At 69.3% G+C, this 23,280-nt stretch carries 22 protein-coding genes; 5 read left to right on the forward strand and 17 right to left on the reverse strand.

The genetic code is table 11. The annotated features are described in order from the left end of the window. Nucleotides 1-7: 7 nt before the first annotated feature. Nucleotides 8-517 (forward strand): MarR family winged helix-turn-helix transcriptional regulator, encoded by a 510-nt coding sequence (locus QTI17_RS23635; protein WP_286536046.1) that lies wholly within the window; start codon nucleotides 8-10, stop codon nucleotides 515-517. Here the strand turns inward: QTI17_RS23635 and QTI17_RS23640 are convergent. The 10 genes from QTI17_RS23640 to QTI17_RS23685 are packed head-to-tail and all read right to left on the reverse strand — an operon-like array spanning nucleotide 514 to nucleotide 13,117. Further along, nucleotides 514-2,886 carry a DNA polymerase II gene (locus QTI17_RS23640; protein WP_286536047.1) on the reverse strand — a complete coding sequence of 791 codons (2,373 nt, stop codon included), beginning with the start codon at nucleotides 2,884-2,886 and terminating at the stop codon, nucleotides 514-516. The genes QTI17_RS23635 and QTI17_RS23640 overlap by 4 nt on opposite strands. A gap of 57 nt (nucleotides 2,887-2,943) precedes the next feature. Then, nucleotides 2,944-3,723 (reverse strand): enoyl-CoA hydratase-related protein, encoded by a 780-nt coding sequence (locus QTI17_RS23645; protein WP_286536049.1) that lies wholly within the window; start codon nucleotides 3,721-3,723, stop codon nucleotides 2,944-2,946. Beyond that, the gene (locus QTI17_RS23650) at nucleotides 3,720-4,820 is read right to left on the reverse strand and encodes an ABC transporter ATP-binding protein (protein ID WP_286536050.1); all 1,101 of its coding nucleotides are present in this window, start codon (nucleotides 4,818-4,820) and stop codon (nucleotides 3,720-3,722) included. The genes QTI17_RS23645 and QTI17_RS23650 overlap by 4 nt, the downstream gene beginning before the upstream one ends. After that, nucleotides 4,817-5,839, reverse strand: a complete 1,023-nt coding sequence (locus QTI17_RS23655; RefSeq protein ID WP_286536052.1) for an ABC transporter ATP-binding protein — start codon at nucleotides 5,837-5,839, stop codon at nucleotides 4,817-4,819. Before QTI17_RS23655 ends, QTI17_RS23650 begins: the two co-directional genes overlap by 4 nt. After that, nucleotides 5,836-6,738 carry an ABC transporter permease gene (locus QTI17_RS23660; protein ID WP_286536054.1) on the reverse strand — a complete coding sequence of 301 codons (903 nt, stop codon included), beginning with the start codon at nucleotides 6,736-6,738 and terminating at the stop codon, nucleotides 5,836-5,838. The genes QTI17_RS23655 and QTI17_RS23660 overlap by 4 nt, the downstream gene beginning before the upstream one ends. Further along, nucleotides 6,735-7,655 carry an ABC transporter permease gene (locus QTI17_RS23665; protein ID WP_286536056.1) on the reverse strand — a complete coding sequence of 307 codons (921 nt, stop codon included), beginning with the start codon at nucleotides 7,653-7,655 and terminating at the stop codon, nucleotides 6,735-6,737. The genes QTI17_RS23660 and QTI17_RS23665 overlap by 4 nt, the downstream gene beginning before the upstream one ends. Nucleotides 7,656-7,667: 12 nt before the next feature. After that, nucleotides 7,668-9,197, reverse strand: coding sequence for an ABC transporter substrate-binding protein (locus QTI17_RS23670; protein WP_286536057.1), 1,530 nt, complete (start codon nucleotides 9,195-9,197; stop codon nucleotides 7,668-7,670). 43 nt (nucleotides 9,198-9,240) lie between these two features. After that, entirely contained in the window at nucleotides 9,241-10,365 is a 1,125-nt protein-coding gene (locus tag QTI17_RS23675; protein WP_286536058.1) for a serine hydrolase domain-containing protein, read from the reverse strand. Continuing rightward, nucleotides 10,362-11,861, reverse strand: a complete 1,500-nt coding sequence (locus tag QTI17_RS23680; protein ID WP_286536060.1) for a serine hydrolase domain-containing protein — start codon at nucleotides 11,859-11,861, stop codon at nucleotides 10,362-10,364. Before QTI17_RS23680 ends, QTI17_RS23675 begins: the two co-directional genes overlap by 4 nt. A gap of 14 nt (nucleotides 11,862-11,875) precedes the next feature. After that, entirely contained in the window at nucleotides 11,876-13,117 is a 1,242-nt protein-coding gene (locus QTI17_RS23685) for a CaiB/BaiF CoA transferase family protein (RefSeq protein WP_286536061.1), read from the reverse strand. 82 nt (nucleotides 13,118-13,199) lie between these two features. Here QTI17_RS23685 and QTI17_RS23690 point away from each other — a divergent pair, with 82 nt between their 5' ends. After that, nucleotides 13,200-14,141, forward strand: a complete 942-nt coding sequence (locus tag QTI17_RS23690) for a LysR substrate-binding domain-containing protein (protein ID WP_286536062.1) — start codon at nucleotides 13,200-13,202, stop codon at nucleotides 14,139-14,141. A 6-nt stretch (nucleotides 14,142-14,147) separates the two neighbouring features. On the opposite strand, the gene QTI17_RS23695 is transcribed toward QTI17_RS23690, so the two are convergent. Further along, the gene (locus QTI17_RS23695; protein WP_286536063.1) at nucleotides 14,148-14,618 is read right to left on the reverse strand and encodes a hypothetical protein; all 471 of its coding nucleotides are present in this window, start codon (nucleotides 14,616-14,618) and stop codon (nucleotides 14,148-14,150) included. 127 nt (nucleotides 14,619-14,745) lie between these two features. Here QTI17_RS23695 and QTI17_RS23700 point away from each other — a divergent pair, with 127 nt between their 5' ends. Further along, the gene (locus QTI17_RS23700) at nucleotides 14,746-15,300 is read left to right on the forward strand and encodes a DUF2878 domain-containing protein (RefSeq protein WP_286536064.1); all 555 of its coding nucleotides are present in this window, start codon (nucleotides 14,746-14,748) and stop codon (nucleotides 15,298-15,300) included. Further along, nucleotides 15,293-15,937, forward strand: coding sequence for a DUF6134 family protein (locus QTI17_RS23705; protein WP_286536065.1), 645 nt, complete (start codon nucleotides 15,293-15,295; stop codon nucleotides 15,935-15,937). Before QTI17_RS23700 ends, QTI17_RS23705 begins: the two co-directional genes overlap by 8 nt. On the opposite strand, the gene QTI17_RS23710 is transcribed toward QTI17_RS23705, so the two are convergent. From QTI17_RS23710 to QTI17_RS23735, 6 genes are read right to left on the reverse strand one after another with little or no spacing between them, the layout of a single operon-like run. Further along, the gene (locus tag QTI17_RS23710) at nucleotides 15,902-16,666 is read right to left on the reverse strand and encodes an ABC transporter ATP-binding protein (protein ID WP_286536066.1); all 765 of its coding nucleotides are present in this window, start codon (nucleotides 16,664-16,666) and stop codon (nucleotides 15,902-15,904) included. The genes QTI17_RS23705 and QTI17_RS23710 overlap by 36 nt on opposite strands. Beyond that, nucleotides 16,659-18,485, reverse strand: a complete 1,827-nt coding sequence (locus QTI17_RS23715) for a branched-chain amino acid ABC transporter ATP-binding protein/permease (RefSeq protein ID WP_286536067.1) — start codon at nucleotides 18,483-18,485, stop codon at nucleotides 16,659-16,661. The genes QTI17_RS23710 and QTI17_RS23715 overlap by 8 nt, the downstream gene beginning before the upstream one ends. Next, a complete protein-coding gene (locus QTI17_RS23720; RefSeq protein WP_286536068.1) occupies nucleotides 18,485-19,345 on the reverse strand; it encodes a branched-chain amino acid ABC transporter permease in 861 nt (286 codons plus the stop codon). The genes QTI17_RS23715 and QTI17_RS23720 overlap by 1 nt, the downstream gene beginning before the upstream one ends. A 4-nt stretch (nucleotides 19,346-19,349) precedes the next feature. Next, the gene (locus QTI17_RS23725; RefSeq protein ID WP_286519453.1) at nucleotides 19,350-20,564 is read right to left on the reverse strand and encodes an amino acid ABC transporter substrate-binding protein; all 1,215 of its coding nucleotides are present in this window, start codon (nucleotides 20,562-20,564) and stop codon (nucleotides 19,350-19,352) included. Between the two features lie 46 nt (nucleotides 20,565-20,610). After that, complete coding sequence (locus QTI17_RS23730; RefSeq protein WP_286536069.1) at nucleotides 20,611-21,465, reverse strand: fumarylacetoacetate hydrolase family protein; 855 nt, start codon at nucleotides 21,463-21,465, stop codon at nucleotides 20,611-20,613. Between the two features lie 7 nt (nucleotides 21,466-21,472). Then, the gene (locus QTI17_RS23735; RefSeq protein WP_286536071.1) at nucleotides 21,473-22,441 is read right to left on the reverse strand and encodes a VOC family protein; all 969 of its coding nucleotides are present in this window, start codon (nucleotides 22,439-22,441) and stop codon (nucleotides 21,473-21,475) included. Nucleotides 22,442-22,562: 121 nt separating this feature from the next. On the opposite strand from QTI17_RS23735, the gene QTI17_RS23740 reads away from it, so the two are divergent. Then, the gene (locus QTI17_RS23740) at nucleotides 22,563-23,279 is read left to right on the forward strand and encodes a GntR family transcriptional regulator (RefSeq protein WP_286536072.1); all 717 of its coding nucleotides are present in this window, start codon (nucleotides 22,563-22,565) and stop codon (nucleotides 23,277-23,279) included. The last annotated feature ends 1 nt before the right edge of the window (nucleotide 23,280 follow it).

Consider the following 23,280-nt stretch of genomic DNA (forward strand, 5'->3'; position numbering starts at 1 on the left):
ATGAATCATGGTTATCCCTAATCAATCAGCGGACCCGGCGCGCATGGCGCTGGCCAACCGGGTATTCTTCCGGCTGTACCAATGTGCAAACATGTTGCATAAAACAGGCACCAAGGCCGTCGAGGCCGAAGGCCTCACGACGCAGCAATGGGCGGTACTGGGTGCGCTGTCGCGGCCCGAGGCCGGCGACGGGATGAGCGTGGGCGACCTGGCCCGCTACCTCAAGGTGAGCCGGCAGGCGCTGTCGGGACTGCTCAGCCGCATGGAGCGCGATGGCCGCCTGCGGATGGCGCCCGACGGCCGAGACCGCCGGTCGCGGCTGGTCTCCATGACGCCTTCAGGCCTGCAGGTGTGGCAGCAGGAGGCGCTGCCGAAGATCCACGACTACTACGAGCAGGTGATCGGCGATTTCTCGGTCAACGACATCACGCACACGCTGCACTACCTGCTGCGGATCCTCGAGAACATGCAGCGGGTGGATGACCTGCAGGGCGGCGTCGAGCCGGAGGAGGCCTAGAACAGACCTCGCTGCAATGTCGTCAACCCCACGAAGCTCTCCCCCATAGGCTGCAGGATGGCATCGCCGATCGGCTGCAGCTGCTTGCTCAGGTAGTGCTCGTAGTCGATGCGCGAGCGGCGCGCTTCCATGGGCTCCGGCCCGTTCAGGGTCATGACGTATTCGATCCAGCCGCCGTCCTGGTATTGCCTGGGGCGGTCGACCCGATCGTTGTGCTCGTCGGCCATCCGGGCAGCGCGGACCTGCGGCGGCACGTTGACCTGGTAGGCATCGAGGCGATGCCGCAGGCGCTTGCGGTAGACGAGCAGGTCGTCCATCCTGCCCGCCAGCATCGACTGTGCATAGCCGGCCACGAACGCCTGATGGGGCTCGCCGTGGAAGATGCGCGAGAGCAGGCCCTCCTGGAACTGGCGCGCCAGCGGGGTCCAGTCGCTGCGGGCCATCTCGAGGCCGCGGTAGACCATCTCCTCCTTGCCCCCGGCGTCCGCGCTGAGGCCGGCATAGCGCTTCTTGCTGCCCACGTCCGAGCCGCGAATGGTGGGCATGAAGAACTTCTTGTAGTGCGTGTCGAACTCGATCTCGAGGAAGTTCTCCAGACCCTGCTCCTCGCGGAGGGTGCGCGTCCACCAGGCGTTGATGTCTCTCGCCAGGTCGGCCGCGATGGCGTGCGCCTCTTCGTTGGTGCGGGTGCGCCGCAGCCAGATGAAGATGGAGTCGGTGTCGCCGTAGATGGCCTCGTAGCCCCGGCCTTCCACGAATTGGCGCGTGAGCTTCATCATCTCGTGCCCGCGCAAGGTCACGGCGGATACGAGCTTGGGATTGAAGAAGCGGCACTCGGCCGCACCCAGCACCCCGGCGAAGGAATTCATGAGCAGCTTCAGGGCCTGCGACAAGGGCTCGTTCCTGGCCCGCTTGGCCTCGTCCCTGGCGCGCCACAGCGTGGTCACGATCTCCGGCAGGCAATGCTTCTCGCGCGAGAAGACGGTCCCTCCCGGTCCCTGGACGACCCGCGTCGGGTCCGAGGTGTTCGACCCCTCGATGAAGCCCACCGGGTCGACGAGAAAGGTCCGGATGATCGAGGGGTAGAGGCTCTTGTAGTCCAGCACCACGACGGAGTCGTAGAACCCCGGCTTCGAGTCCATCACGTAGCCGCCGGGGAAGGCCTTGCTCGGAATCTCGCCCACGCCCGGCGCCACGTAGCCCAGGCGATGCATGCGCGGCAGATAGTGATGGCTGAACGCGGCGATGGAGCCCCCGAACTTGTCGGCCTGCAGGCCGGTCGTGTGGGCCCGTTCCAGCACAAACTGCAGCAGCTTCGCCTTCTCGAAGATGCGCAGCACCAGTTCGCAGTCGCGGATGTTGTAGGTGGCCAGCGCGGGCTTGTCCTCCTGGTAGCGGCGCTCGATCTCGGCCATCTTGTCGTACGCGTCCCCGATGGCCTTGCCCTCGCCCAGCATCGCTTGCGAGACGGTCTCGAGGCTGAAGGACGGAAAGCTCCACACCGCGGCCTTGAGCGCGTCGATGCCGTCGATGACGATGCGACCGGGTGTCGGCGCGAACAGATAGCCCTGTCGGCCCGGATGGGTGCGCCACTCGAAGGGCCGGCGCTCGCGCCCCAGGAGCAGCTGCGCCCCGCAGTCGTCGGCTGTCTTCTGAAGCACGCGGAGATCGAACTGGATGACGTTCCAGCCGATGATGACGTCGGGGTCGTTCCTCTCGAACCAGTCGTTCAAGCGCTCGATCATGTCCTTGCGGGTCGGGCAATAGACGAGCGAGAAGCCATCGGGCTGCGCCGGCTCGGGCGGCGGCTCGCCCAGCATGAAGACGACCCGGTCTGCGGTTGCGTCCAGCGCGATGGAGTAGAGCGCCTCGTGCCGGCTGGTCTCGATGTCCAGCGACACCACCTTCAGCACCGGCCGGAAGTCGGGCGCCGGCCCGAGTCTGCAGTCGACGATGGTGGCTCCGTCCCTGCGCCCTCCTTCCACCCGCACGCCCGCGGTGATGAATCGCTCCATCAGGTAGCGGTCGTGCGGACGCACATCGGCTTCGAGCAGTGGAATGTTCTGCGCCTGGAGCGCCCGTGCCAGCTGGCCGAGCTGGCGGAAGTGCTTGGCATAGACACCGACGACGGGTCCCTGCCCGAAGGTCTTCAACCCGAGTTCGCGCACCTGCAGGCCCGGCATGGCTGCGAGCTGCGCGTCCAGCGCGGGCCGGTGCCGGCTTTCGACGAATGCGACCGAGGTGCGGGCGGTCAGGACCACTTTCATCGGCCCGGCGTCGGTCGCCAGCCAATACTCGATTTCGGTGCCGGCCGGGGCGTCTCGCCAGCGGCGAGTGAGGATGAAGCCCTTGAGTTCGTTGGATGCCACGAGAGCTTGGAGAATCGGAAAAGGCGCCGATTTTCGCCCGGTTGCGGCGGGTCTTCTCTAGCGCCCCATGAACCGCGGCTTTCGTTTGGCTTGGAACGCGGCCCAGCCGATGCGGAAGTCCTCGGTGTCGAAGCATGCGTAGCACTCGGCTTCCTCGGCTTCGTCGATCGGCCGCGGGTCCTGCAGGCGGCGCGCGAACTTCTTGTGCCAGCGCGCCACCAGCGGCGCGCCCTCTGCGATGCGGCTGGCCGAGGCGCGCGCTGCCATGGCCACGTCCGAGTCCGGTACCACCCGGGTCACCAGCCGCTTCTCGCGCGCCTCGGCCGCGCCGAAAATGCGGCCTTCCAGCAGGATCTCGAGCGCGACGTCGGCGCCGGCCAGGCGCACCAGCGGCGCCATCTCGGCGTAGGCCTCCACCAGCCCGAGATTGCGCACCGGCACGCCGAAGCGGCTGGCCTCGCCGCAGATGCGGATGTCGCACAGGCTCGCGATCAGCAAGCCGCCGCCGACGCACACGCCGTCGATCTGCGCCACCAGCGGCTGCGGGCAGTTCGACATCGCATCGATCGCCGAGCGGATCACGCGGCCGTAGTCGGCGGCCTGCACGGCATTGCTGCGCTCATGCTCGAATTCGCCGATGTCGGCGCCGGGACAGAAGGCCTTCCCGCCGGCGCCGCGAACGACGATGCAACGCACGGCAGCGTCGCCCGACAGCAAAGTCATCGCCTCCGCCAGGCCGGCCCACATGGCCTTGCTCATCGCGTTCAGCTTGTCGGGCTGGTTCAGGACGACGGTGGCGATGTAGCCGTCGCGCTCGACGAGGATAGGGAGGCTCATGCCATCGACTCCGCCTTGCGCGCCGCATACAGCGCCAGCCGCATCGCGGCGAGGCTGCCCTGCGCCTCGCCAGCCAGCGGCTCCCAGTCGGGCAACTCGTCCTTGCGATGGCAGGCCGCTACCCGTCCGGGCCCGGCCGCCTCCAGGGCGGGCTCCTCCACGCGACAGCGTTCGAGGGCGAACGGGCAGCGCGGATGGAAACGGCATCCCGCCTGCACGCCGGCAGCGCCGGCCGACTCGCCCTCCGGCAGGCGCTGGTGGCGCACGGGCTGGCCGGGCTGTGGGCGCGGGATGGCGTCCAGCAGCATGCGCGTGTAGGGATGCCGCGGATTGGCGAACAACGCGTTCTTGGGCGCGAGCTCGACCAGTTGGCCCAGGTACATGACGGCCACGCGATCCGCCATGTGCTTCACCACGGCCAGGTCGTGCGCAATGAAGAGATAGGTCAGGCGCAGCCGCGCCTGCAGGTCCTTGAGCAGGTTGATGACCTGCGCCTGGATCGACACGTCCAGCGCCGACACCGGCTCGTCGCAGACCACCAGGTCCGGGTGCACCATCAGCGCGCGGGCGATGCCGATGCGCTGCCGCTGGCCGCCCGAGAATGCGTGGGTGTGGCGTTCGGCGTAGTGGGCGCCCAGGCCCACCAGCGCCAGCATCTCGTCGACCCGAACCCGGCGTTCGGCGGCGTTGCCCATGCCATGCACGATCAATGGCTCTTCCAGCGTCTGCCGCACGGTCAGTCGCGGGTCGAGCGACGCGAACGGATCCTGGAACACCATCTGCATGCGCTGGCGCAGGGGCCGCAGCGATCGCTGCGACGCGGCGGTGATGTCCTTGCCTTCGAACAGCACCCTCCCCGCGGACGGCTCGATCAGGCGCAGCACCAGGCGCGCGGTCGTGGATTTGCCCGATCCGCTCTCGCCCACCAGCGCCAGCGTCTCGCCAGCCATCACCGTGAAGCTGACGCCGTCCACCGCCCGCACCGGCGCGCGCGCCGCGCCGAAGGAGCCACGGGCCGCAAACTGCTTGCTCAGGCCCTCGACGGCGAGCAGCGGCGTGCCGCTCTCGCCCGGCGCCTGCACCGACCCGGCGCTCATGCAGCCTCCTCTGTCGTGCGCTGCATGCTGAATCGCTCCACCGGCGCATGGATGCAGGCTGCGCCATGCCGCGGCCCCAGGGAGAACAGCGGCGGGTCCTGAAGGGTGCAGGCGTGCGTACCGAAAACGCAGCGCGGGTGGAAGCGGCAGCCGGCCGGCACCCGTCCCGGCGGCGGCAGGCTGCCTTCGATGACCAGCAGCCGCTCGCGCTCATCTTCGATGCGGGGCATGCTGCCCAGCAGTCCCAGCGTGTAGGGATGCTGCGGGTCGTTGAAGATATCGGCAACCGGCGCGCGCTCCACGACCCGGCCGGCGTACATCACCGCCACCTCGTCGGCCATCCCCGCCACGACCCCGAGGTCGTGCGTGATCAGGACGATCGCCATGCCGGTGTCGCGCTGGATATCCCGCAGCAAATCCAGCACCTGCGCCTGCACGGTCACGTCCAGCGCCGTGGTCGGCTCGTCGGCGATCAGGAGGTCGGGCGAGCAGGCGAGCGCCATCGCGATCATCACGCGCTGGCGCATGCCGCCCGAGAGCTGGTGCGGATAGGCATCGAAGCGCTGCGCCGGCGCCGCGATGCGTACGCGCTCGAGCGCGGCGATCGCGCGCGATCGCAGTTCCCCGTAGGGCGTGCGGGGATCGTGCACCCGCATCGCCTCGACGATCTGGAAGCCGACCGTGTAGACCGGGTTCAGGCTGGTCATCGGCTCCTGGAACACCATGGCGATGCGCTTGCCGCGCAGTGTCCGCAGGCGCTCGGCCGGAAGCCCCGCCAGGTCTTCGCCGTCGAACACGATGCGGCCCGAGGCGATGCGGCCCGGCGCCGGCACGAGGCCCATGACCGACAGCGACAGCATCGACTTGCCGCAGCCGCTCTCGCCCACGATGCCCAGGGTCCGGCCCCGCTGCACCGTGATGTCGACGCCGTCGACCGCGGCCACTTCGCCGTCGTCGGTCGCAAACACCGTGCGCAGGCCTTCGATGGCCAGCAGCGGCGCGGCAAGTGGTGAATTCATGAGCGCCCTCGCGATTTCGGGTCCAGCACGACCTGCAGGCCATCCTGGAACAGGTTGAGGCCGAACACCAGCAACAGGATCGCCACCCCCGGGAACAGCGCCAGGTGCGGCGCGATCAGCAGCGTGGTCCGGCTGCTGGCCAGCATCGCCCCCCATTCGGGCAGCGGCGCCTGGGCGCCGAGGCCGAGGAAGCTGAGGCTCGCGCAGGTGAGGATGTTGATGCCCACCCGCAGCGTCGCCAGCGCCATCACGGTGGCGGCGATGTTGGGGAACACATGGCGCGCCAGCAGACGGAGGTTGCTCATGCCCATGGCCCGGCAGGCCTCGATGTAGGGTTCTTCCTTCACGGCCAGCGTCTGGCCGCGGGCGAAGCGGGCGAAGATCGGCACCGTGTAGATCGCAACCGCCAGGATCGCGTTGGTCAGGCTGGGGCCGAGGATGCTGATGATCACGATAGCCAGCAGCACGCCCGGAAACGCCATCAAGACGTCGACCAGCCGCATGATCGTGGCGTCCACCCGCTTGCCCGCATACCCGGACAGCAGGCCGACCGGAACACCGATGGCCGCGGCGATCACCACCGACACCACGCCTTCCACCAACGAAATGCGGGCGCCGTAGAGGATGCGCGTGAAGATGTCGCGGCCCAGTTCGTCGGTGCCGAACCAATGCGCGGCCGAGGGGGTCGCCATGACGTTGGCGAGGTCGTTGTCGTACGGGCTCCAGGGCGCGAGCACCGGCGCCAGCAACCCGGCCAGCACGAACACCGAGAACAGCAGCAGTCCGGGCAGCGCCATGCGGGAGCGCCGGAACAGCCGCCAATGCGCGCGCCAGCCGTCACGGCGGGACGACGGGCTTTCGGCAGCCACGGAGGCAGAAGGTGCGGGCAGGCTGCTCATTGCGCCGAGATCCTCGGGTCGAGCACGGCGTACAGCAGGTCGGTGGCGATGTTCACCGCGATGAAGGTGACCGCCACCACCAGCACCGATGCCTGCACCACCGGAAAGTCGCGCGCCAGGATCGACTGCACCAGCAGCCGGCCCAGGCCCGGCCAGGCGAACACCGTCTCGGTGACCACCGCCGAGCCGAGCAGGTAGCCCAGTTGCAGGCCGGCGATGGTGACCACCGGGATCAGGGCGTTGCGCACGCCGTGGCGCCAGATCACCAGGTGCTCGCGCAGGCCCTTGGCCCGCGCGGTGCGCACGTACTGCTTGTCCAGCACTTCGACCAGGCTGCTGCGCATGATGCGGCAGATGACGGCGACGCTGGCGGCCGACAGCGTGATCGCCGGCAGGATGATGGCCTGCCAGGAGTCGAAGCCGCTCATCGGCAGCATCCCATTCCAGACGGCGAAGACCAGGATCAGCAGCAGGCCGAGCGAGAAGGCCGGTGTGGAGATCGCCAGGATGGAGAACACCAGCGCCAGGTTGTCGATCCACGAGAAGCGCTTCACCGCCGCCAGGATGCCCGCCAGGCCGCCGACGACGGCGGCGATGAGCAGCGCCACCGTCCCCAGCAGCAGCGTGTTGCCGTAGCGCGCCAGGATCTCCTCGCTCACCGGGCGGCCGGTCCGGAAGGAGTTGCCGAAGTCGCCGGTGAGCGCCCGGCCCGCGAAGTGCAGGTACTGCTCCAGCAGGGGCCGATCGAGGCCGAGCGCGTGGCGCACGTTCTCCACGTCCTCGCGGGTGGCCATCTGGCCGGCCACCAGTTCGGCCGGGTCGCCCGGGATGAGGTGGACCATCAGGAAGACGGCGACCGACACGCCGACCAGCACCGGCACGGCCTGCAGCAGGCGGTGGAACAGGAACCGCAGCACCTCAGCCCGCCCTCACGCCTTCCAGGCCTTGCTGAAGTCGACGAACTCGTTGACGTACACCTTGACGTCCTGGACGTTGGAGCGCGTCGCCCACACCTGGTCCTCGTAGTAGAGGGCGATGATCGGCTCCTCGTCATACACCTTCTTCTGCAGCTCGGCGAGCACGCGCTGGCGCTCCTTCGGCTCGATCGCGACGCGCTGCTGCTGGATCAGCTTGTCCACTTCCGGATTCTTGAAGCCGAAGTAGTTCATCTTTCCCGTGCTGTGCATCAGCAGCTCCTGGGTGAAGTCCATGTCGCCCGTCGGGCTGCCCTTGCCGCTCATGAACATCGGCACCTTGCCCTTGTTCAGCGCCGCCAGGTAGGCACCGAACTCAGGCGACTGGATGTTGGCCTTGATGCCGACCGCGGCCAACTGGCCCTGGATCGCCTCGCCCACCTGCCGGTCCATGTTGTAGCGGCCCGTGGTGACCATGAAGTCGGTGCTGAAGCCATTCGCGAAGCCGGCGTCGGCCAGCAGCTTCTTCGCCTTGGCAGGGTCGTACGGATACGGCTGCAGCTCCTTGGCGGTGCCGTCGATCACCGACGACTCCAGCGACCCGCCCAGCGTGCCGATGCCGCTCAGCACGCCCTGCACCAGCGCCTGCTTGTTGATGGCATGGCCAACCGCCTGCCGCACGCGCAGGTCGTTGAACGGCGCGACCGCCAGGTTCATGCCGAGATAGATCGTCCGGTAGCCGGGCTTGCGGATCACGCGCACCGCTTCCAGCGAGGACAGCTTCTTGACCATCACATAGGGCAGCTCGGAGATGGCGTCGGCCTGGCCGCTCAGCAGCATCAGCGTGCGCGCCGAGTCTTCGGGCACCACGGTGAACACCACCGAATCGAGCAAGGGCTTCTCGCCCCAGTACTTGTCGTTGCGCACCACCACCAGCTTCTCGCCGGGCTGCCAGCTCCGCAGCTTGAAGGGGCCGGTGCCGGAGGCGGTCTTGCTGAAGTTCGCGCCCTCCTTCTGCACGTGGGTGGGGCTCAGGATGTAGACGTTGTAGGCGCTCAGCTGCGCCAGCAGCGGCGCGAACGGCTCCTTGGTGGTGAGCCGGAATGTGAGGTCGTCGACCACTTCGGTGGACTCGACCATGGCCAGCGTGCTGCGGCGCGGCGAGCCGGTGGCGGGATTCAGGATGCGGTCGTAGGTGAACTTCACGGCCTGGGCATTGCAGGGCGAGCCGTCGTGGAAGCTCACGCCGGGCCGGAGTTTGAAGGTCCAGCTGCGCTTGTCCGGCGACACCGTCCATGACAGCGCCAGGCCGGGGCCGACCTTGCCGTTCTCGTCCTGTCTCAACAGCGCCTCGTACATCGTGCCGACGGCACGGAAGGTGGTCACGTCGGTGATGAACTGCGGGTCGAGCGTCTGGGTGGCGGACCCCGCCGCGTAGGTGAGCGTGCCGCCGCTGCGCGGCTTGGGCTGGGCGAGCACCGGGCCGCCCAGCGCCGCGGCCGCGCCTGCCAGCGCCATTCGATGGAAGTCTCTTCTGCGGGTCATCGTGGGTCTCCGTTCGTTTTGCGTGTTGCGGGGTCCGGCGCGCTCAGCCGCAGGCCGCGGCGATGCGCCCCAGCAGCGCGTCGCAATGGGGTTTGTCGACCCAGCGCATCACGACGACGAGGTCGAGCGAGGGGGCGCTCCATACGATGTGCTGGCCGCCGCCCAGGGCGAAGACGCCGTCGGCGGGCGCCGACGGAAAGAGCTGGCCGCCGGTGTTGAGCCACCACATGAAGCCGTACTGCGGGTTGGCCGCCGAAGGCCGCGCGAGTTCGTCCAGATAGCGGCGCGAGATCAGCTGGCGCCCTTCCCATTGGCCGCCGCGCTGCAGCAGCAGGCCGACGCGCGCATGGTCCAGGGCCGAGATGAACAGGCCGCCGCCCCAGTGGCCGCCGCCGGAGACCGTTTCCACCGAGCGGCCGTCGAGGCACAGCCGCGCATTGTCGTAGCCTCGCCATTCCCAGCCGGACGAGGCGCCGATCGGGTCCATCACCCGTTCGCGCAGCACGTCGTGCAGCGAGCGGCGAAACAGCTGCGTCAGGCACAGTGCAAGCCGGTTCACACGCACGTCGTTGTATTCCCAGCGCGTGCCGGGCGGCTCCAGTTCGCGCAGCGTGCCCTTGTCGCTGTTGTCGGCGGCGTGCGAGCCCGCCTGGCGGTTGTGGTCCACGCTGTCGGGCTTGCCCCAGACGCTGCCCTGCCATTCGCTGGTCTGCTGCAGCAGGTGGCGCCAGCTGACCGCCCGGTTGTGCGCGCTCGCGAAGCCGTCGTCCAGCGCGTAGTCGGCCACGCGATCGTCGAGCGAGCGGATCAGCCCGTCGTCGCAGGCGATGCCCGCCATCAGGCCGATGTAGCTCTTGGCCGCCGAGTACGTGGTATCGGCGCGCGCGATATCGCCCCATCTGGCCACGATGCGGCCGCCGCGGACCACCACCCCGGCCGGGCCTCCACGTGGGCGCACGATACCGATCGGCTGGTCGTGCGGCGGCTTGTCGCCGACGTAGGCGGTGCCGATGTAGCGGCCGTCCTCCAGGAACAGGCTGTAGGGCCAGGTGGAGTCGTGCGCCTGCGCGAAGTCGACCGCCGCGTCGAGCGCCGCGGCCGACATGCCGGCCGCCCCGGGCTGTACGGCATCCCAGTCGCCGCTCGGCGGGAAATACGCGTTCGTCAAGACGCGCTCCGGTCATCGTGCGCGAGTGCCGCGGTCACCCCCTGCAGCATCTCGTTGACCTTGTCTTTGGCCTGCTCCCAGCCGCGCGTGTGGCCCATGCGGACGATCACGAGGTCCAGCGACGGCACGACGAACACGTACTGGCCGCCGCCGCCGGCGAAATAGTAGGTGTCGGCGGGCAGCGCGATCTCCTTCATGCTGTTCAGCCAGATCTGCGCGCCGTACTCGCGGTTCTGCCAGCCGGGGGCCGGCGCGGTCGCGAACCCGACCCAGCCTTCGGGCAGCACGCGCTGGCCGTCCCACACGCCATCGCGCAGGTACAGCAGCCCCAGCCGCGCCCAGTCGCGGGCCGTGCCGTAGTCGAAGCCGCTGATGATGAAGTGGCCCCAGCGGTCGGTCTCCAGCACGAAGCCCTGCATGCCGATGCGGTCGAACAGTTCGGTCTGCGGCCAGCTGAGCGGATCGGCCCCGAGCCGCAGCACCGTGTCGCGGAAGATCTTCGCCAGGCTGAGCGGATCGCAGTTGCGGTAGCGGCCGACGGTGGCGGGCGCGAACTCCGGTGGCCGCTCGGTGGCCCATTCGGCGACATCGAGCGACTCGGCGTAGGGCAGGAAATGTTCCGGCAAGCCGTAGCGCCAGGTGTCGCGCGTGTCGTCCTGCCCCGTGCAGCGCAGGCCGCTGGCCATGTTCAGCAGGTGGCGCAGCGTGATCTCCCGGCGGGGGTCGCCCGCTGTGTCCCAGGCGGCGATCGGCGCCCGCGCGTCGAGCTGCAGGTGGCCCTGTCCGATCAGCATGCCGATCAGGGTGCCCATGGTGCTCTTGCCCATCGACCAGCTTTCAAGCGGACTGTCCGGGCCGACGCCGGCGCGGTAGCGCTCACCGACGATCTGGCCGCGATGCACGACGAGCACCGCGGCATGGTACGCATCGGGGTCGGCGAAGGCAGCGTCGAGCGTCTTCGCGATCGCGCTGCGGGTGGCTTGCACGGCCGGGTCGGTGGCAGCGGCCTCGCCGCCCGGCCAGCCGGCACTCGAGGCCGGCCCGCGCCGGACCTCGCGCGGCTCGAAGTGAAGCCGCAGTTCGCCGTCGCGCGGCAGGATGATGCTGCCCTGTCCGCCCGTGAAGACGGCCGAGCGCGTGACGCTGCGCAGGGCGGCGAGGCGCCTGCCTTCGGCCGCCCAGTCGGCCTCGAAGCCCGGATGCGCCGCGCGGTGCCCCGCGATCAGGTCGTCCACCGTGGCGGGGTCGAGTTCGATGGACACATCGACCCGGGTGCGCTCGCGATCGACCTGCCAGCGGGCGTGCTTCTGCAGCACTTCGGGCAGCAGCTGCGCCTTCAGCGACCACAGGCAGCTGTGGCCGATGGCCTCCTCCGGCGTGCGCCCGGACACGAACACCGCCGAACAGAGGGTCTTGGCGACCGTCGCCAGCATCATCTCGATGGGGACAACCGCATCGTGCAGCAAGGGAAGGGTTTTTTCTTCGGGCTGGGTCATCGTCTTGCCTGGTGTCATGGGCCGGCCGCGCCGGATTGCAATATGCATCGTTGTTCCAACAGTGCCCGGATCTCCGCGGCAGAGAAGCCGAACTCCTCCAGCACGCGACCGGAGTGCTCACCGAGCCGCGGCGCGGCAGTCGTGGCCGGCGCGTTGCGGCCGCTGAAGTGAAGCGGAAGGCCGATCATCGGTCGTTGTCCGCCGTCGGCTGTCTGCGCGTCCACCACCATGTCCATGGCGCGCGCCTGCGGGTGGGACAGCGCTTCGCCGACCGTCTGGACCGGGCCGACGGGCACCCCGGCGGCGCTGAGCAGCGCTTCCCAGTGCGCCCGGCTGTGGCCGGCCAGCGCCGCGTTCAGGCACTCGGTAAGCGCCTCGCGGTTCTGGAGGCGGGCGCGCGCGGTGCTGAAGCGCGGGTCGTCGCACCACTCCGGGTGGCCCACCACGTCGGTGATGCGAGCCCAGTTGGTGTCGTTGGCGCCGCCGATCGCGATCTCGCCGTCGGCGCAGCCGAAGGTCTGGTAGGGCGCCGCCACCGGATGGGCCGTGCCCAGTCGCTGCGGCAGCGGCTCGCCCGAGAAGAACAGGGCGGCATACCAGTACAGCTGCTGCATGGAGGCTTGCAGCAGCGAGGTTTCCACGTGCTGGCCGATCCCGGTGCGCAGCACGTGCACGTAGGCGCCCAGCACGCCCATCGCGCCCAGGATGCCGGCATTGACGTCGGCGATGGACACACCGGGCTTCACGCCGGGGCGCCCGGGCTCGCCGGTCACGCTGATGAGGCCGCAGAAGGCCTGCAGGATCAGGTCGAAGCCGCCTCGCTCGGCCAGCGGTCCCCGGCTGCCGTAGCCGGTGATGCTGCAGTAGATCAGCCGGGGATTGATGGCGTGCAGTTCGGCGACGCCCAGCCCCAGCGATTCCATGGTGCCGGGGCGGAAGTTCTCCGTGAGCACGTCGGCCTGCGCGACCATGCGTCGCAGCGATTCGCGCCCCTGGGGCGTCTTCAGGTTGATCGCGATCGAGCGCTTGCCGCGGTTCAGGACCTCGAACGAGGCCGGCATGTCGGCCGCGCCCTTGCTGTTGAAGCTGCGCGCGTCGTCGCCGCCAGGGAACTTCTCCACCTTGATCACGTCGGCGCCCAGGTCCGCAAGCATCAGGCCCGCCACCGGACCCGCCATGATCTGCGCGAGTTCGAGTACCCGCATGCCTTTCAGGGGCTGCCAGCCCGGGCTCGTCTCCGCATCCGTGTCTTTCATCGCACTGCATGCTAGTGAGCGAGCCGGCCAGGGGGAAATACGGGTTCAAGCTAGGGCTATCGCGAATTACGATAGCGCTCCCATGGATGCGCGCCGCCTGAAGAATTTCCTCTCTGTCATCGAGGTCGGCAGCATCGCGCGTGCAGCCGAGATCCTGCACGTCGCGCAGCCTGCGCTCAGCGTGCAGATGCGGCAGCTGGAAGACCTGGCGGGCTGCCAGTTGCTGGCCCGCAGTTCGCGCGGCGTGGTGCCGACCGCGATCGGCCTGGAGTTCGGCCGCCGCGCCCGCGAAACGCTCAAGATGCTCGAGGGCCTGCGCGGCATCGGCCAGGAGCAGGCCGCGATGCCGTCCGGCCGCGTAGTGATCGGCACTGCCGCCAGTGCCGCGACCATGATCGCCGTGCCGCTCCTGAACCAGATCCGTGAGCGCTACCCGGCCATCACCCTCGAACTGCTGGAGCCGCCGGGGGCCGACATCGGCGCCATGCTCCTGCGCGGGCGCATCGACGTCGCGGTGCTGCTCGGCGACTACTCGGCGGCCGGCATGCAGCTGGTGCAGGTGCTGCAGGAAGACCTGTTCGTGGTGGGCCTGCCGGGCGCTTCCGGCGACGTCGACCTCGAACGGATGGACGGTGCGCGGCTGATCATGCCGGCCCGGCCCAACAGCCTGCGCACCTTGTTCGACCGCGCCTGTGCCAACCGCGGCGTGGTACCGCAGGTGGTCACGGAGGTGTCCTCGCCCTACACCATGGTGCATCTGATGCGCGCCGGGCTGGGCGCCACGATCCTGCCGCTGTCCATGCTGGGGGGCTCGCGACCTCAGGAACTGCCGGTGGGGCGGCTGGTCAACCCGACGCTGACCCGTCCGATCACGGTGGCCACCGCCGTCGACGCGCCTCAATCTCCGCAGTTGCTGGCGACCAAGAACCTGCTGCTGGCCACGCTGGTCCAGCAGGCGGACAGCGGACACTGGGAGGGCGTTCGGCCCTGGCCGGCCAGCGGGCTGGGCGCGCTCGCCGCCTGATCGACTTCAGCCGACGCAGGCCCGCCTTGCGGCCTGGCACACATAGTCCGCGAACTCCGGCCCGTCCATCGCCTTCACGAGCACGCCCAGTTCACGCTGCTCGGCGTCATGCGAGAGTGATTCCTGCAGCTGCGAGCGCCGCAGCGGCTGCCATTCGGACGCACATTTCCAAGCGGCCAGCCGCACGCCAGCGCTGGCAAGGAGCAGGCGCAGGAACAGCGCCCGCTCCCGGCGGAGGCAGGCCAGGTCTTCGGCGGTGGCCCCGACGGTCAGGCGGCGGAGTTCTCGCTTGCAGGCCTCGATGCGCGATTCGAACGGGCCGCCGGTTTCCATCACCTGGCCCGCCGGCGCAAAGACGAGCTCGACGTCGCGCAACACGTGGAGATGCGAGATCTCCTGAAGGACACGCAACACGGGGGACAACTTCGAAGTCATCGCCCAATAGACGCCCGCCCGCCCGCTCGCGGGGTAGGACATTGGGCCGATCCAGCGCACTCTTCGCCTACGCCGGCCTGCGAAGGAGATCCAATCGCGGGTCCCATGCGTAAAGACGAGGCGGCAATGCTCCCCAGCACCCTTGTCTGCGGCCGCCAAGGAAAGCCCCATGAAGCCGCGTCCAACACCCGCCATCCGATTCGCGAACATCGCCGTGTCCCAGCTGGCCTGGTTTGCCGCGGTGCTGGGCGCCGCGCGCCACACGCCGCTTTGGGGCACGGTCTGCGTTCTCGCCGGCATCGGCTGGCACCTGGCGGTGTCGGCCCGGCCGAAACGCGAAGCCTGCCTGGTGGGGCTCGCGATGCTGATCGGCTTCGCCACCGAGTCGCTGCACACCGCCGCAGGCCAGGTGACCTATCCGTCGGGACAGTTCGATCCGCGCCTGGCGCCTTACTGGATCGTCGCCCTCTGGGGCCTGCTCGCGATCGCCTTGAACGTCACGCTGCGCTGGCTCCGGCATCGGCTCTGGCTGGCCGCACTGCTGGGCGCGTTCGCCGGCCCCCTGGCCTTTGCCTCCGGCGTGCGGCTTGGCGCAGCGCAGTTCGTCGATGCCCCGCCGGCCCTGTTCGCGCTGGCCCTCGGCTGGGCCGTCGCCTTGCCGACCCTGGTCTGGCTGTCGATCCGGTTCGACGGCGTCACGGTTCCGGAGCCGGCGCATGGCTGAGCGCTCCATCTCCTTCGCCTCGGCGCTGCTGTTCGGCCTGCTGGCCACGAACGCGCCGCCAGCGTGGTCGGACACCCGTCGCCAATGGGACTTCCAGGTCACGCTCGACGGCCAGCCGATCGGCGAGCACCGCTTCATGAGCACGGCATCGGGGGACGACAGGCAGATCAGCAGCGACGCCAGCTTCGTCGTCAAGATGCTCGGGCTCGCGGTCTACCGCTACCGTCACCAGGCGATCGAGCAGTGGCGCGGCAACTGCCTGACCGGCCTTGCCTCCACCACCGAAGAAAACGGCAAGACCACCCGCGTGCGCGCCGAGGCCGAAGGCCCGGCCCCGGTGCCGGGCGACACCGCACAGTCGCTGGTCGGCTGCGTGATGAGCTTCGCCTACTGGAATCCGGCGATCCTCACGCAGACCCGCCTGTTCAACGCCCAGACCGGCCGCGCCGAGACCGTGCAGGTCAAGCCGCAAGGCAGCGACACCGTCGAGGTGCGCGGCGTGCCTGTCGCGGCTTCGCGATGGCGCATCACCGGGACCGCGCAGCCGATCGACCTCTGGTATGCGGCGGACGGCGAGTGGATCGGTCTCGACTCGACCGTCTCAGGGGGCCGCAGGCTGAGCTACCGGCTGAAATGAGGCGGCCGCCGGCGCAGTATCAGGCTCGAGCCCCAGGTAGGCCCGGCGCAGCTCGGGCCTCGCCATCAGTTGATCGGGCCGCCCGATCGCGACGATGCGGCCCTCCTCCAGCACCGCGGCGCGCTGCGCGACCTCCAGTGCCATGCTGACGTTCTGCTCCACCAGCAGCACCGCGATGCCGTCGGCATGGATGCGCCGGATGGCCTCGAACATGTCGAGCACGATGCTCGGCGCAAGGCCCAGCGAGGGTTCGTCGAGCAGCAGCAGGCGCGGCTTCGCCATCATCGCGCGGCCGATCGCCACCATCTGCTGCTGCCCGCCCGACAGCGAGCCGGCCGGTTGCGCCAGCTTCTCGACCAGCGCCGGGAACAGCGCGCACACGCGTTCCAGCGAGAGTGCCCGCTCGCGGCGCGCAGCGCCCAGGTAGCTGCCGATCTCGAGGTTCTCGCGCACCGTCATCTCGGTGAAGAGGCGCCGGCCCTCGGGCACCAGCGCGATGCCCTGGCCGCAGAAGCGATGCGGTGCCAGACGCGAGATGTCCTGGCCGTCGAACACGAGGCGCCCGGCGCTCACGCGATGGAGCCCGGCGATCGCATTGATCAACGTGCTCTTGCCGGCGCTGTTGGGCCCGACGACGCAGAGCAGCTCGCCCTTGCCGATCGAGAGCGACACGTCCCACAGCGCGGTCGCCTGGCCGTAGGCGACGCGGATCTCCTGCACCTCAAGCATGGCTCAGCTCCGCGACGCCGACGGGCATCGGCGCTTCGAAGGCGGCCTCGGCGCACGCCGGCGCCATGGCCTGCCCCAGGTAGGCCGAGACCACCGCCGGCCGCTGCATGACCTCGCGCGGCTCGCCCTCGGCCAGCACCTCGCCGCGATGGAAGATCACGACCCGGTCGCACAGAGCCATCACGGCCCGCATCACGTGTTCGACGAAGACGATGGTCGCGCCCTGGTCGCGGATGCGCCGGATCAGCGCCACGGCCTCGTCGATCTCCGACGGCGTCAGGCCCGACAGCACCTCGTCGAGCATCAGCACCTGGGGCCGCGAGGCCAGCGCGCGCGCGAACTCGAGGAACTTGCGCTGGTGCAGGTTGAGCTCTCCGGGCAGTGCCCCGGCGCGCTCGGTGAGGCCGGTAAAGGCCAGCCACTGCCAGGCCTCGGCCTCGGCACTGCGGCGGTCGAGCGAGGCGGCACCGAACATCGCCGGCAGCGCGACGTTCTCGAGCACCGTGAGATGGGCGAAAGGCCTCGGGATCTGGTAGGTGCGCGCCATGCCGCCGTGCGCGATGCGGTGGGCCGGAATGCCCGAGATGCGCCGGCCGTCGAACTCGATCACCCCCGCCGTCACCGCATAGTGGCCGCTCGCGACATTGATGAAGGTCGACTTGCCCGAGCCGTTGGGGCCGAGCAGCCCGAGGATCTCGCCGCGCCGCAGTTCGAGATCGACGCCGCGCAGCGCCTGCACGCCCTTGAAGGACTTGCGCACGCCCCGGGCGCGCAGCAGCACCTCGCCGGCGCCGGCCTCCGGCCGTGGCGACACGGCCGGCCCGCCCGTCGCCAGGGCCGGCGCACGTGCAGGCGCGGGCGCTGCGATCGCCCCGGCGCCGCGCCGCGCGTGCCACCACTTCAGGGCCTGGCCGAGCAGCCCTTCGGGCATGAAGAGGATCACCACGATCAGCACCAGCCCGGTCAGGCCCTTGCCGATGATCGCGGTGTCGCCGCCCGTGAAGGCATAGAGAAGCAGCGTGATCGCGGTGGCGCCGACGATCGGGCCGGCCCAGTGCCGCGTGCCGCCGAGCACCGCCATCAGCACCACCGTGAGCGGCAGCGCGATCGTGAAGGTGTCGCCGGTGGTCACATAGGATATGAAAAGCGCCTGCACGCCGCCGACCACGCCCGCCAGGCCGCAGGACAGCGCGAAGGCGCCGAGCTTGTAGCGGAAGGTCGGCACGCCCATCACCTCGGCGACGTCCTCGTCGTCGTGGATCGCGAACAGGCCGGTGCCGAAGCGCGAGTGGTAGACCACCAGCGCGGCCACCACCGTCGCCAGCGCGACGGCCAGCGCCAGCAGATAGAAGGTGCCCGAGGCGGTGGGACCGATCGCGGGCACCGGCACCGCGCTCATGTAGACGCCCGGGCCGCCGTCGATCGGCGTGTTGAGGATGAGCGTCGCGACCACGAAGGTGGCGGCCAGGGTCAGCAGCGAGAACAGCTCGGCCCGCACCGCCTGGACCCGGAAGGCCACCGCGCCCAGCAGGGTGCCGAACAGCGCGGCCACCAGGCCGGCGGCCGGCAAGGTCCACAGGAACGGGATGTCGAAGCGGGTCGCCAAGGTCGCCGTGGTGTACATGCCGATGCCGAAGAAGGCGCCGTGGCCGAACGAGAAATAGCCAGAGTAGCCCGACAACAGGTTCCACGAGGTGGCGAGCGCGATCCAGTGCAGCACCAGGTAGAGGATCGACTCGTAGAAGGCCGGCAGCCCGAGCCACGGCACCGTGGCCAGGCCCGCGCCGGCCGCCAGGATCACGAGCAGCGAGCGCTTCATCAGGCCACCCTCCCCGGCCGCGCCAGCAGCACCAGCATCAGCAGCGAGAAAGACACCAGCGGCGCCCACGAGGGCGCGGTGACCGCCATCGTCACGGCTTCGGTGACGCCGATGACGCAGCCGGCGATCAGCGGCCCGAGCGGCCGGCCCAGCCCGCCGAGCATCACGGCGGCGAAGACCACGCCGATCCAGGCGTAGATCTGCGACGGCGACAGCGTGTAGGCCAGCGCGATGCATACGCCCGCCACGCCGGCCAGCGCGGCGTTCAGGCCGGACAGCATCAGCGCCAGTGCGTTCTGGTTGACGCCGAAGGCGGCGGCGATCGGGGCGTCCTCGGCGGCGGCGCGCATCGCCTTGCCGAGGTCGGTGCGGCGCAGCGCCACCCACACGGCGATCGAGATGCCGACGCCCAGCCCCAGCGTGATCAGCTCCGGCAGCGGCAGGAACAGCGGCCCGAGCCGCAGCTTGTGCTCCGCATAGCTCGACTCCAGCTTGCGGTAGTCTGCGGTCCAGATCCATTGCAGCAGCGCCTCGATGATCACGGTGACGCCGAAGGTCACCAGCAGCGAGTTGAACGGGCTGACGCGAAAGCGCGTCAGCACCCAGTGCAAGGCCGTGCCGAGCGCGAAGAACAGCGGCACGATGAAGACCAGCGAGAGCAGCGGGTCGACACCGCGCCGGCTCGACAGCTCGTAGGTCAGATAGGCGCCGAGGAAGGCGAGCGCGAAATGCGCCAGGTTGATCTGCCGCAGCATGCCCCACGAGAGGCTCAGGCCCAGGCCCAGCAGGCCGTAGAGCGCTCCGGTGAAGAGGCCCGCGAGGATGGCCTGGGCGAGAAGGGTGGCGCTCGGCAATGCCATCGGCTCAGGCGCCGCGGGTCTGAAGCTTGGCGCCGGGGGCCGCCCATTCGGCCGGCCAGACCGTGACCCACTTGCCGTTCTGCACCTGCTTGACCCGGCTCAGGTCGGCGCCGAAGTTGCCGCGCTCGTTGAAGCGCAGCTTGCCCTGGATGGTGTCGACCTGGTTGGCGCGCAGCCAGGCGGCCATGGCCTTGTCGTCCAGGCCCTTGGTGGCGATCACCGCGGCCTCGATGATCTGCCAGGCCGTGAACGAGGCCGCGGCCTGGGTCTCGACCGCGGTGTCGGGCATTCCGGCGCCGGCTGCGCGCTCGCGGTAGACCTTCACGAACTCGGCCGCCACCGGGTTGTTGGTGAAGGGCGGATGGTCCTCGAAGATGGTCATCGACAACGCCCCGTTGGCCTCGGGCGCCTTCAGCATCGGCGCCGGCGCGGGCACGTGATAGAAGTGGTGCAGCGGCGCATAGTCGATCTTCTTCATCGCGTCGAGCAGCTGGTTGCCCTCGAGGCCGATGGCGCCAGTCCAGATGAAGTCCGGGTTGGCTTCCTTCACGCGGCCGGCGATCGGGCCGAAGTCGCGATTGCCGAAGTCCCACTCGAGGAACAGCACCTCCTTGATGCCGCGCTGCTTGGCCACTTCGCGCGCGCCGAGCGCCACGAAGTGCACCGACGGGAACTTGCTGGTCACGACCGCGATGGTCTTGGGCGGCGCCGACGACGAGGCCAGCGCGGTCAGCACCAGCGCCGGCAGGGTCTTCTCGGGTTCGGGGCCGATCGACCAGGCCGGGAACTGCTGGTCGTACTTGGCCAGGTTCGGGATGCCGAAGGTGTGGTGCACCAGGGTCTTGTTGTAGCGCTGCGCCACGCCCATCGCCGACAGGATGTTGCCGGTGGCGTAGGGCCCGATCAGCAGGTCGACCTTGTCGGCCGTCACGAGCTGCTCGTACAGCGTGCGGGCCAGGTCGGGCTTGGACTGGTCGTCCTTCAGCACCCACTCCACCGGCCGGCCGAGCAGGCCGCCGCGCTTGTTGAGCGAGTCGACATAGATCTCGCCGGTGAGCTTGTGCACCAGCCCGGTGGACGACAGCGGGCCGGTCAGCGCCAGCGTGCCGCCGACCTTGATCGGCGCCCCGCTGGGCTGGGCGCCGGCCTGCGAACTCCACAGTGCGCTGGCGCCGAGGGCGCCGGCCGCTGCCACGAAGGAACGACGGTCCATGTTCATGCTCTGTCTCCTGTAGTTGTTCGGGGAAGCGGTCGGCGGGTGCTTGTCAGTCGCCGTCGACGACCGGGTTCGACAGCAGGCCGACCCCTTCGATCTCGACCTCGCAGACATCGCCGGCCTTCATGAAGATGGGCGGCTTGCGCGCGAAGCCGACACCCGCGGGCGTGCCGGCGATGATGATGTCGCCCGGCTGCAGCGCGAAGGGCTCCGAGCACACCGACACCAGCGTGGCGACGTCGAAGATCATGTCGCGCGTATCGGCCTCCTGGAGCACCTGGCCGTTGAGGCGGGTCTGGAGCCTCAGGCCGGTGGCGCCCGGGGGCAGTTCGTCGGCCGTGACCAGTTCCGGGCCGAAGGCGCCGGAGCGGTCGAAGTTCTTGCCCATCATCCACTGGGCCGACTTGAACTGGTAGTCGCGGATCGAGCCGTCGTTGAAGAGCGAATAGCCGGCCACGTGCTCGAGCGCCTTCGCCTTGTCGATGTAGCGGCCGCCCTTGCCGATCACGACCACCAGCTCGCCTTCGTAGTCGAACTGGGTCGACACGTGCGGGCGCACCAGCGGCTGGCCGTGGCCGACCCACGACGAGGGGAAGCGATGGAACAGCACCGGGTACTTGGGCGGCTCGAAGTTGCCCTCGGCCGCATGGTCGACATAGTTGAGGCCGACCGCGATCGCCTTGGCGGGGGACTGCAGCGGCGGCAGCCAGGCGATGTCCGCCAGCGGAAGCCGCGTCCGCGCCGAGGCGCCGGCGCGCTGCGCCGCGGCCAGGCCTTCGGGCCCGGCGCGCAGCAGCGCGTCGAGGGTGGCGGGCAGGCCTTCGGCCGTGAGGTCGACGACCTCCTGGCCCAGGCGCAGGCCGATGGCGGACTGGCCCTTGTTCTGAAAAGCGATGAGACGCATGGTGCGGTCAACCGTTCCGGATTTCAAAGTTGGTGATGAAGTCCTCGGGCACCGCGGGGCCCCAGGCGTAGAAGGAATCCTCGGGCGGGTGGTCGCCGGAGCGCCACTCGAAATCGCCCGGCACGTAGTCGATGTCGAACGAAAACTCGCTGTAGCTGCCCCACGGGTCCCGCGCGTAGTAGAAGTAGTTCGAGCCCAGCACATGGCGCCCGACGCCCCAGCCGCGCGTGAAGCCGGCCGCGTACATCTGCTCCATGCCGCGCCCGACCTCGTCGATGCTGGCCACGTCCCAGCTCAGGTGATGCAGGCCGGGCCCATCGGACTTCGCCATGGCGATCAGGTGGTGGTCGCTGCCGTGCACGCCGTGCATGAACACCACCAGGTCGGCCGAGCGGTCGGTCAGGCGCAGGCCGAGCGCATCCTCGTAGAAATGGATGGCGCGCGAGACGTCGGGACAGTGCAGCAGCACGTGCGACAGGCGGCGCGGCCGGACCTTCGGAATGCGCGAGCGCGCCAGCGAAGCGCCGGTGCCCAGCGGCACGGGCGGCTCCGGCTGCTTCTCGCTGCGCAGGTCCGGCGTGCTCTTGGCGGCCACCACGACCTGCACCGGGAAGCCGTCCGGATGCTTGACCCACAGGCCTTCGCCGCTGCCCAGGGGATGCGGTGCGCAGCGCTCGACGCCCAGCGTCTCGATGCGCGCGGCAATCGCATCGAAGTCTTCGGCGAAGCAGCCGAAGCGCAGGTACTGGAGCTTCTTCGGCCCCGGCGCCGCATGGACGGACGCCCAGGCATGCGGATGGCCGAGCGTGTGCAGGTCGAGCCGATCGCCGACGCGCTTCGTCTCCAGCCCGAAGGCCTCGTAGAAGCGCACTGCATCGTCGAGGTCGGGGACCGTGAAGACGATGCCGTCCAGCGAATGCACGCCATGAACGGCGGCCCGATACGGGTCCTTCCGGGTACGAAGCTCGATGGCCATGGTCTGTCTCCGGTACTTCTCGCGAAGCTCGAAATAATATATTCTTCAAGACAAACTATATCGACAGACGCTTTATCTATACCTAGGGTTAACAAGGAAGTTCATTCCTTTCGGACCACACATGACAGCGACGAGCGAGCGCCCCCGGGGAATGAGCCAGACACGGCTGGTGTTCGAGCGGCTGCGCACGGCGATCGTCGAGGGGCGGCTGCTGCCGAGCTCGAAGCTCAACATCGCTGCCTTGGCGGAAGAGCTCTCGGTCAGTGCCGGCGCGGTGCGCGAAGGCCTGGCGATGCTCGAGGCCGAGGCGCTGGTGGTGTCGGAGCCGGCCCGCGGATACCGCGTCAGTCCGGTCTCGGCGCTCGACCTGCGCAACCTGGTCGAGGCCCGCATCCAGGTCGAGCAACTCTGCCTCGCCGAAGCCATCCGGCACGGCGACCTGGCCTGGGAGGGGCGCATCGTCTCGGCCCTGCACCGGCTGACGCGCATCGCCGAGCGCGAAGCCGGGCAGCCGCGCCATCTCAATCGCGAATGGGCTGCGAACCACGGCGAGTTCCATCACGCGCTGGTGTCCGGCTGCCCCAACGAATGGCTGCTGAAGATGCACCAGATGCTCTATCAGCAGAGCGAGCGCTACCGCTTCCTGACGGCCCCGCTGGCCGCCACCGAGCGCGACGTCAAGGCCGAGCACCAGGCGATCGTCGACGCGGTGCTCGGCCGCGACATCCCGACCGCCCAGGCTCTGATCGCGCGCCACCTGGACCACACGGCGCAGCTGCTGCTGGACTCGCCGGACCTGAACCAGGCGCGGGAAGCGCAGGCTGGCGTCGCCGGGTGAT

The organism is Variovorax sp. J31P179, assembly GCF_030316985.1.
GTDB lineage: Bacteria > Pseudomonadota > Gammaproteobacteria > Burkholderiales > Burkholderiaceae_C > Variovorax > Variovorax ginsengisoli_B.

Excerpts from the sequence above, each read along its gene's own strand:
- QTI17_RS23635 (WP_286536046.1), top strand. The coding sequence starts at position 8 with ATGGTTATCCCTAATCAATCAGCGGACCCGGCGCGCATGGCGCTGGCC.
- QTI17_RS23645 (WP_286536049.1), bottom strand. The coding sequence starts at position 3,723 with ATGAGCCTCCCTATCCTCGTCGAGCGCGACGGCTACATCGCCACCGTC.
- QTI17_RS23650 (WP_286536050.1), bottom strand. The coding sequence starts at position 4,820 with ATGAGCGCCGGGTCGGTGCAGGCGCCGGGCGAGAGCGGCACGCCGCTG.
- QTI17_RS23655 (WP_286536052.1), bottom strand. The coding sequence starts at position 5,839 with ATGAATTCACCACTTGCCGCGCCGCTGCTGGCCATCGAAGGCCTGCGC.
- QTI17_RS23660 (WP_286536054.1), bottom strand. The coding sequence starts at position 6,738 with ATGAGCAGCCTGCCCGCACCTTCTGCCTCCGTGGCTGCCGAAAGCCCG.
- QTI17_RS23670 (WP_286536057.1), bottom strand. The coding sequence starts at position 9,197 with ATGACCCGCAGAAGAGACTTCCATCGAATGGCGCTGGCAGGCGCGGCC.
- QTI17_RS23680 (WP_286536060.1), bottom strand. The coding sequence starts at position 11,861 with ATGACCCAGCCCGAAGAAAAAACCCTTCCCTTGCTGCACGATGCGGTT.
- QTI17_RS23685 (WP_286536061.1), bottom strand. The coding sequence starts at position 13,117 with ATGAAAGACACGGATGCGGAGACGAGCCCGGGCTGGCAGCCCCTGAAA.
- QTI17_RS23690 (WP_286536062.1), top strand. The coding sequence starts at position 13,200 with ATGGATGCGCGCCGCCTGAAGAATTTCCTCTCTGTCATCGAGGTCGGC.
- QTI17_RS23695 (WP_286536063.1), bottom strand. The coding sequence starts at position 14,618 with ATGTCCTACCCCGCGAGCGGGCGGGCGGGCGTCTATTGGGCGATGACT.
- QTI17_RS23700 (WP_286536064.1), top strand. The coding sequence starts at position 14,746 with ATGAAGCCGCGTCCAACACCCGCCATCCGATTCGCGAACATCGCCGTG.
- QTI17_RS23705 (WP_286536065.1), top strand. The coding sequence starts at position 15,293 with ATGGCTGAGCGCTCCATCTCCTTCGCCTCGGCGCTGCTGTTCGGCCTG.
- QTI17_RS23710 (WP_286536066.1), bottom strand. The coding sequence starts at position 16,666 with ATGCTTGAGGTGCAGGAGATCCGCGTCGCCTACGGCCAGGCGACCGCG.
- QTI17_RS23715 (WP_286536067.1), bottom strand. The coding sequence starts at position 18,485 with ATGAAGCGCTCGCTGCTCGTGATCCTGGCGGCCGGCGCGGGCCTGGCC.
- QTI17_RS23720 (WP_286536068.1), bottom strand. The coding sequence starts at position 19,345 with ATGGCATTGCCGAGCGCCACCCTTCTCGCCCAGGCCATCCTCGCGGGC.
- QTI17_RS23725 (WP_286519453.1), bottom strand. The coding sequence starts at position 20,564 with ATGAACATGGACCGTCGTTCCTTCGTGGCAGCGGCCGGCGCCCTCGGC.
- QTI17_RS23730 (WP_286536069.1), bottom strand. The coding sequence starts at position 21,465 with ATGCGTCTCATCGCTTTTCAGAACAAGGGCCAGTCCGCCATCGGCCTG.
- QTI17_RS23735 (WP_286536071.1), bottom strand. The coding sequence starts at position 22,441 with ATGGCCATCGAGCTTCGTACCCGGAAGGACCCGTATCGGGCCGCCGTT.
- QTI17_RS23740 (WP_286536072.1), top strand. The coding sequence starts at position 22,563 with ATGACAGCGACGAGCGAGCGCCCCCGGGGAATGAGCCAGACACGGCTG.